The sequence below is a fragment of the Uliginosibacterium sp. sgz301328 genome (assembly GCF_041807905.1).
Lineage (GTDB): Bacteria > Pseudomonadota > Gammaproteobacteria > Burkholderiales > Rhodocyclaceae > JBGVSA01.
Genome location: NZ_JBGVSA010000014.1, coordinates 110,569 through 117,054 on the forward strand (window position 1 = coordinate 110,569; position 6,486 = coordinate 117,054).

4 protein-coding genes and 1 pseudogene are annotated in these 6,486 nt (G+C 65.6%); 3 read left to right on the top strand and 2 right to left on the bottom strand.

All coding sequences use genetic code 11. From position 1 onward, the window contains the following. Positions 1-58: 58 nt before the first annotated feature. The 3 genes from ACDA63_RS12470 (at position 59) to ACDA63_RS12480 (ending at position 5,885) form a co-directional block, all read left to right on the top strand. Positions 59-1,198, top strand: a complete 1,140-nt coding sequence (locus ACDA63_RS12470) for an EAL and HDOD domain-containing protein (protein ID WP_373663579.1) — start codon at positions 59-61, stop codon at positions 1,196-1,198. A 326-nt stretch (positions 1,199-1,524) separates the two neighbouring features. Further along, positions 1,525-3,516: an ATP-binding protein gene (locus ACDA63_RS12475; protein WP_373663580.1), complete on the top strand. Its 1,992-nt coding sequence runs from the start codon at positions 1,525-1,527 to the stop codon at positions 3,514-3,516. A gap of 113 nt (positions 3,517-3,629) precedes the next feature. After that, positions 3,630-5,885 (top strand): putative bifunctional diguanylate cyclase/phosphodiesterase, encoded by a 2,256-nt coding sequence (locus ACDA63_RS12480; RefSeq protein WP_373663581.1) that lies wholly within the window; start codon positions 3,630-3,632, stop codon positions 5,883-5,885. A gap of 14 nt (positions 5,886-5,899) precedes the next feature. Here ACDA63_RS12480 and ACDA63_RS12485 read toward each other — a convergent pair whose 3' ends face one another. Together ACDA63_RS12485 and cpsB are read right to left on the bottom strand one after the other, a co-directional pair. Next, positions 5,900-6,283, bottom strand: a complete 384-nt coding sequence (locus ACDA63_RS12485) for a DUF2237 family protein (protein ID WP_373663582.1) — start codon at positions 6,281-6,283, stop codon at positions 5,900-5,902. A 15-nt stretch (positions 6,284-6,298) separates the two neighbouring features. Beyond that, positions 6,299-6,486, bottom strand: a pseudogene (gene cpsB / locus ACDA63_RS12490) (mannose-1-phosphate guanylyltransferase/mannose-6-phosphate isomerase); the annotation flags it as partial.

The following is a 6,486-nucleotide window of genomic DNA, read 5'->3' on the forward strand; positions in this document are numbered from 1 at the left end:
CGCGGACCGTGACCGGCGCGGCAACGGGGCCGACATGACCGCAGCGAATGAGGCCCCGATGCAGCAAGGTGTACTGATCACCCGCGAACCCGTCGTCAACAAGCAGCGCGCCATTACCGCCAACCGCTTGATCGTGCATGCCCCCAACATGGCGGAGGCGACGGCGGCGCTGAATTCCCTGTCAGAAGTCTGGCCCAGCGAACACATGGTGTTCCTCAGCCTGGGCAAACTGGTCCCCACGCCCGAACTGCTGGGCTGGCAGGTTCCGCCCAACACCATGGTGGAAATCCCTGCGCAGACCCTGCAGCACCCGCACACCCAGGAACTCCTCGCGCAGTTGAATGCGACGGGCGTACCGCTGGGGCTGGCCTGGTACCAACCGGGCGTGCAATGGCCAGAGGGCGTGGATTGCCGATTCAGCCTGGCCGATGCACGCCGGGTCGCGTCGCCCGCAGGCGCGCCGGGGCTGGTGCTTGCGTGGGGGCTGGGCGATCTGACTTCGTTTGCGCCGGCCGTGGCCGCAGGCTATGCCGGAGCCGCCGGGATGTTCTTCCTGCGCGGCACGAACGCCGCGGCCAAGCTCGAGGCATCGCACGCACAGATCGTGCGGCTGCTCAATCTGGTCCGCCAGAACGCCGACATCGCCGAGATCGAGGCCGCCCTCAAGCAGGACGTGACACTGTCGTACAAGCTGCTCCGCTACATCAACTCGGCCGGTTTCGGGCTGATGGTGGAAGTGCAGTCCTTCCGTCACGCCGTGACGATCCTCGGCATGGACAAGCTCAACAAATGGCTGTCGCTGTTACTGGTGTCGGCCAGCCGCGACCCCGGCGCGCCTGCGGTCATGCAGGCCGCCATTGCGCGTGGCCGCCTGATGGAGTTGCTCGGGGCGCAGATGTTCGACAAGAGCGAGCTGGACAATCTGTTCATCACCGGCGCTTTCTCGTTGCTGGACGTGCTGTTGAACACTTCGCTCGACGCCATCCTCGAACACATGGCGTTGCCGGCATCGATCACCGACGCCCTGCTCCACAACGAAGGCTCCTACGCGCCGCTGCTCAATCTGGCGCGCGCCACCGAGACCTTCCTGCCCGACGCGCTGCGCCATCAATGCGAAACCCTGGGCATTCCGCCCTCCGATGTGGCGTCCGCACTGGTACGGGCGGTCGGTTTTGCCGACGGACTCAACTTCGGCTGAGCACTCCATCGCCGGACGCCAACCGGAACGGGCAAACGGGGCGCCGCAGGGCGCCCTTCTTCCTTCGCGAACCTCCCCGCCACGACGATTGGCAGCGCCGGCCCCCCTCCGCACCCTCCAGCGGGCTCGTCCGAGCCGCATTCTGCGTTGACACCGTCACATCGGAAATCTGTCGTTTTTGGCATTTTCGTTAAAGTTGGCCGGGGCGGCGCCGTAACTGGGATTACTTAAGGTGTTTTTACAAGAATTGTGAGTGTGGCGGGTGTCACGGCTGACTCCTGACCGCGCTCCTAGAATGACGCGCTACCGTCCCCAGGCCATTCATCGTGCTCGCCCGACCGTTCGCCTCTCCGCTGGATTCGCGCCTTTGGCCGGCAGGCATCTGCGCGGCCGACGGATTGCGCCTGCTGAGTGACCTGAACGGGCTGCCGGACGAATCCGCGCTGGCCACCACGCTACTGGAAAGCCCGTGGCTGTCGGTGCATCTGCTGGCCGCTTGCGGGGCCAGCGACGAACCTCCGCTGACGGCATTGCGCAACGCGTGCCAGCGCGCCGGACGTGACCTGCTCGCGGCCTGGGCGATGCTGTCCACCGCGACGCTGGATGACCTGAGCCCCGCCCGGCTCGCACAGTACGCGGGCTTCAATCAGCACACGCGCGGCGTTGCCCGCGTCGCGCGCGCGCTGGCCCAGCGATCAGGGTTGGCGGATCCGGACCATGCCTATCTCGCGGGGCTGTGGCATAACCTGGGTCAATTCGTGCTGGCGGCGCGCCACGCGGGCTATCCCGGCCCGGTGACCGACGCGCGCGAAACGACGCTGGTCGCGGGTGAACAGCGGCAATACGGCGAGCATCACGCCGCGGTCGGTGCAGCGCTGGCCCGAACGGCTTCGGCCATTCCCCTGTTGCCGGAAGCGATCGAACTCCACCATGCGCCCGAAGCCTTCATGCGCGGCATGCCCGGACTGCCCCGCGTGCTACGCGCGGCCGTCGAGGCCGCCGCAGGGAATGTTGCCGGCGTGGAGTTCGCCTCACGCCTGCTGGCGATCACGCACGAACAGGCGCGCGATGCGCTGGGCGCTTTCGACGATGGCGGCACCATCACGCTGCCTGCGCCGGGCGCAGTGGCTTTCGAACTCGCCATGACCAGCGCCCAGGGGATGATCCGGGCGGCGTTCAGCGAGGTGACGGACACCACGCGACGCGAACGACTCGGCATCGCGTGCACACTGCTGTGCGGCCGTGGAGCCCCCTGGGTCATGCGCCAGGGGGAGGACTCGAGCCTGATGCTGGTGTCCGACCTGTCCGTTTCGCCGTCGCCGGTCAATGGCGTTCCGCGTTCGGATGACAGCAGCGGCATGCGTGCCGCCGACAGCGGGCAGCGCATCGTCGTTGCGCCGGACTTCGCAGGCGCCGGCGCCGATTGGCTGCTGGCACGCCAGCTTGGCGCGACACGACTGGAGTTCATACCCTGGCATGCCGGCGTGGCAGCCGGCGTGGCGGTATTCGCCCACGCGGGCGATGTCCGCGAAGATGCCAACGATCTGCAATTGCTGCGCACCATCGTTGGCAATGCGCTAGGGGCGCACGAACGCGCACGCATCCAGAAACTGGCCATCCGCACCGCGCGCGAATCCGCTCGCCACGCGGAGCAACAAGCCGCGAGGAAGGTCGCCCACGAGGTCAGCAATCCGCTGTCGGTGCTCGGCAACTACCTTTCAGTCATCCAGCGCGAACAAGGCTCCGCGGCGCCGGAACTGGCCCGTCAGTTGGCCCTGATGCAGGCCGAGATCGGCCGCGCCCAACGACTGGTCAAGACGCTCGGCCAACCGGCGCCCGCGCGCGAGATCCCGGGCGCAACGCGCGTCAACGAAATCCTGCAAGACCTGCGCATGCTGTACGAAGAGAGCCTCTTCTCACGCCGCAACATCGCCCTGCAGATGCAACTGGCTCCGGACTTGCCAGCAGTGGGCGTGGAAGCCGATGCACTGCGGCAGGTGATCCTCAACCTGCTCCTGAATGCTGCCGAAGCCATCGGCGAGCATGGCGGCTCGGTACGGGTGTCGAGCAGTTGCGACCTCAACTTCGACGACCGGCCGTGGGTGGAAATTCGCGTGAAGGACGACGGCCCGGGCCTGCCTCGCACCAAGGACGATCGCCTGGAACTGCCCCATGCGACCAGCAAGACCGCTCCGCATTCGGGCGTTGGCCTGGCGGTCAGTCGCGAACTGGTCCAACAGGCAGGCGGCCATTTGTTGTGCCGCTCGCGCGAGGGCGCTGGAACGACCTTTTCGATCCTGTTGCCCCTGGCGATTTAGGCGCACAAAGGGCCATTTTCGGAAAAATCCGACACCAAATGGACAAAAAGTTGCAGAAACCTAGGAATGCGGCGAACATGGCAGAAGCTCGACTTGAGGCCTCAGACTCGCCCATGGATCGATTGCGTCCGGACACTGTCCCGTTTGCCGTGATGGCCATTCCAGAACTGGAACAGTTGTTCGGGGAGCCGGCGCTTCCGGCCGCATCGACTGGCACGGCCCGCCTGCTGGTGGTGGAGGACGATCCGCTGCTGGCGCAAAGCCTCATCGAACTGCTTGCCCATCCCCACCGCAGCTTCGAGCATGCGCGCACCGTGGGCGAAGCCATCGCCACGCTCAAAGCGCAGACCTTCGATCTCATCCTGCTTGATTACCGCCTGCCGGACGCCACGGGGCTGACCGTCATGGAGTGGCTGTGCGATGCCGAGCGCAGCGAGACCGTCATCATCGTCAGCGGCGAAGTCTCGCCCGACGCGGCCATCGGCGGCCTGCGCCGCGGTGCGCATGATTACCTCCAAAAGCCTTATCACCCCGACCAGATGCGTCGCGCGGTGGATAACGCGATGCGCAAGACCGAGCTGGAGCGCGCCAACGAACGCATGCGCCACCAGTTGGAGGAATCGGGCCGGCTGCACCGTCATCTCATCGAACACTCGCCGGATCTGATCTACACGCTCACGCCGGAAGGGCGCTTTGCTTACGTGAACCTGCGTGTGGAGTCACTGCTGGGCTTTCGCCGCGACGATCTGATCGGCCAGCATTACGACAAGTTGTTGTGGCCGGAGGAACATCGCCAGAGCCGCGATGCCTTCCGCGAACGCCGCACCGGCGCGCGCGCGGCGGCCAACGTCGAAGTCCGGCTGCGCCGCCACCCGGTTACCGATGGCGGACACGAACACGGGACGCCCTACATCACCGTGATGCTCAATGCCATGGGCATGTATTCGCACAACAAGGACGGCAACGTACTGCAGCCGCGTTTTCTGGGCACCTATGGCGTAGCGCGCGACATCTCGGATCGCAAGCACGCCGAGGAGCTGGTCGCCTACCAGGCCTATCACGACCAGCTCACGCAACTGCCCAACCGCGCGCTGTTCCAGGATCGCCTTGAACTGGCCATGGCGCAGGCGCAGCGACGCGGCGCCACGCTGGGGGTGATGTTCATCGACCTCGACCGCTTCAAGCTCGTCAACGACAGCTTTGGCCACACCGAAGGCGACAAGCTGCTGCGCGCCATCGCGGCACGCCTGAAAAACTGCCTGCGGCGCGGTGACACGCTGGCCCGCCAGGGCGGCGACGAATTCACCGCCCTGCTGCCCGATCTGTCTTCGCCGGAAGACGCGGCGACGATCGCCAGCAAGATCCTGCAGGAACTACGCGAGCCCTTCCCTGTGGCGCATACGGAATTCCGTGCGACGGTCAGCATCGGCATCGCGCTCTATCCGCGCGATGGCAACAGCGCGGAGGCGCTGACGCAACACGCCGACATTGCGATGTACAAAGTCAAATCGCGCGGTCGCAACAGCGCCTGCTTCTTCTCGGCGGAAATGAACGTCGAGCACATGGAACGCGTCACGCTGGAACGCGAACTGGCGCGCGCGGTGGAACAGGGCGAACTGGAGCTCGAATACCAGCCCAAGTACAGCCTGAGCCGGCGCCGCATGGTGGGCGTCGAAGCGCTGGTGCGCTGGCGTCACCCGCAACGCGGCCTGATTCCGCCGAGCGAGTTCATCGACATCGCGGAGGAAAGCGGCCTCATCGGACCGATCAGCGAATGGGTGCTGAACGAAGCCTGCGCGCAGATGGCGCGCTGGCGGGACATGGGGTACGAACAACTGCAACTGGCGGTGAATCTGTCGCCGCGCGACTTCGATCGCGACAACATCGTCGACGACGTCTGCAACACCACGCAGCGTCACTCGCTGCCGCCCAGCTCGCTGGACATCGAAATCACCGAAAGCTCACTGCTGCGCGACACGGAGGGTGTCGCGCGCAAGGTGCGCCAGCTGCGAAAGCAGGGCTATGGTGTCTCGATCGATGACTTTGGCACGGGTTTCTCGTCGCTGGCGTATCTCCAGAAGCTGCCCGTCACCAGTCTGAAGATCGATCGCAGCTTCGTACGGGAACTGGACGGCGGCAACAACCGCCACCCGATCGTCTCCGCCATCGCCGGCGTGGCGCATGGTTTCGGCCTGCACGTGATCGCTGAAGGCGTCGAAACCGAACAGCAGGTGTACGCGCTGCGCGCCATGGGTTGCGACGAAATGCAGGGCTTCTATTTCGGCAAACCGCTTCCCGCAGCGGCGATCACGGCGCGGCTCGAACAGCATCAGGCCACGCAGCAAGGCCCCAGCGTCTTCCACGCATAGACCGCGTCCGGCTCTCAGGAGCCGGCGGCGGCGTGGGCTTCGAGCAACTCCAGCGGAACGATCTCCAGCACCGACTCGTTCGTGGCCGTCAGCACGACTGGCGGCGCCACGCCCGCCTGCCAGGCCTCCAGCCAGCGCGCCGCACACAGGCACCAGCGATCGCCCGCCCTGAGCCCCGCAAAGCGCAACTCCGGCCTCGGCGTGCTCAGATCGTTGCCTTGTTCCCGGCTGTACGCCAGAAAAGCTTCCGTCATGCGCGCACAGATCACGTGCTGGCCGAGGTCATTGCCGTCCGTCTCGCAACATCCGGTACGGAAGAAGCCCGTCAATGGCGCATAACTGCACGCCATCAACGCGCCTCCCAGAACATTGCGGGCCTGCCCGAGCTGCACGCTCATAACATCGCTCCTTCGTCAGCCCGTGCGGCCGTAGGTATCTTCGAAGCGCACGATATCGTCCTCACCCAGATACGAGCCGGACTGCACTTCGATGATCTCCAGCGGCACCTTGCCGGGGTTGGCCAAGCGGTGCGTGTGGCCCAGCGGGATGTAGGTCGATTCGTTCTCGCCCAGCAGGAACACCTTGTCCCCGCAGGTCACCT

Bases quoted from the DNA above. Each gene is read 5' to 3' on its own strand.
- ACDA63_RS12485 (WP_373663582.1), bottom strand. From the start codon at position 6,283: ATGAGCGTGCAGCTCGGGCAGGCCCGCAATGTTCTGGGAGGCGCGTTG.
- ACDA63_RS12480 (WP_373663581.1), top strand. From the start codon at position 3,630: ATGGATCGATTGCGTCCGGACACTGTCCCGTTTGCCGTGATGGCCATT.
- ACDA63_RS12470 (WP_373663579.1), top strand. From the start codon at position 59: ATGCAGCAAGGTGTACTGATCACCCGCGAACCCGTCGTCAACAAGCAG.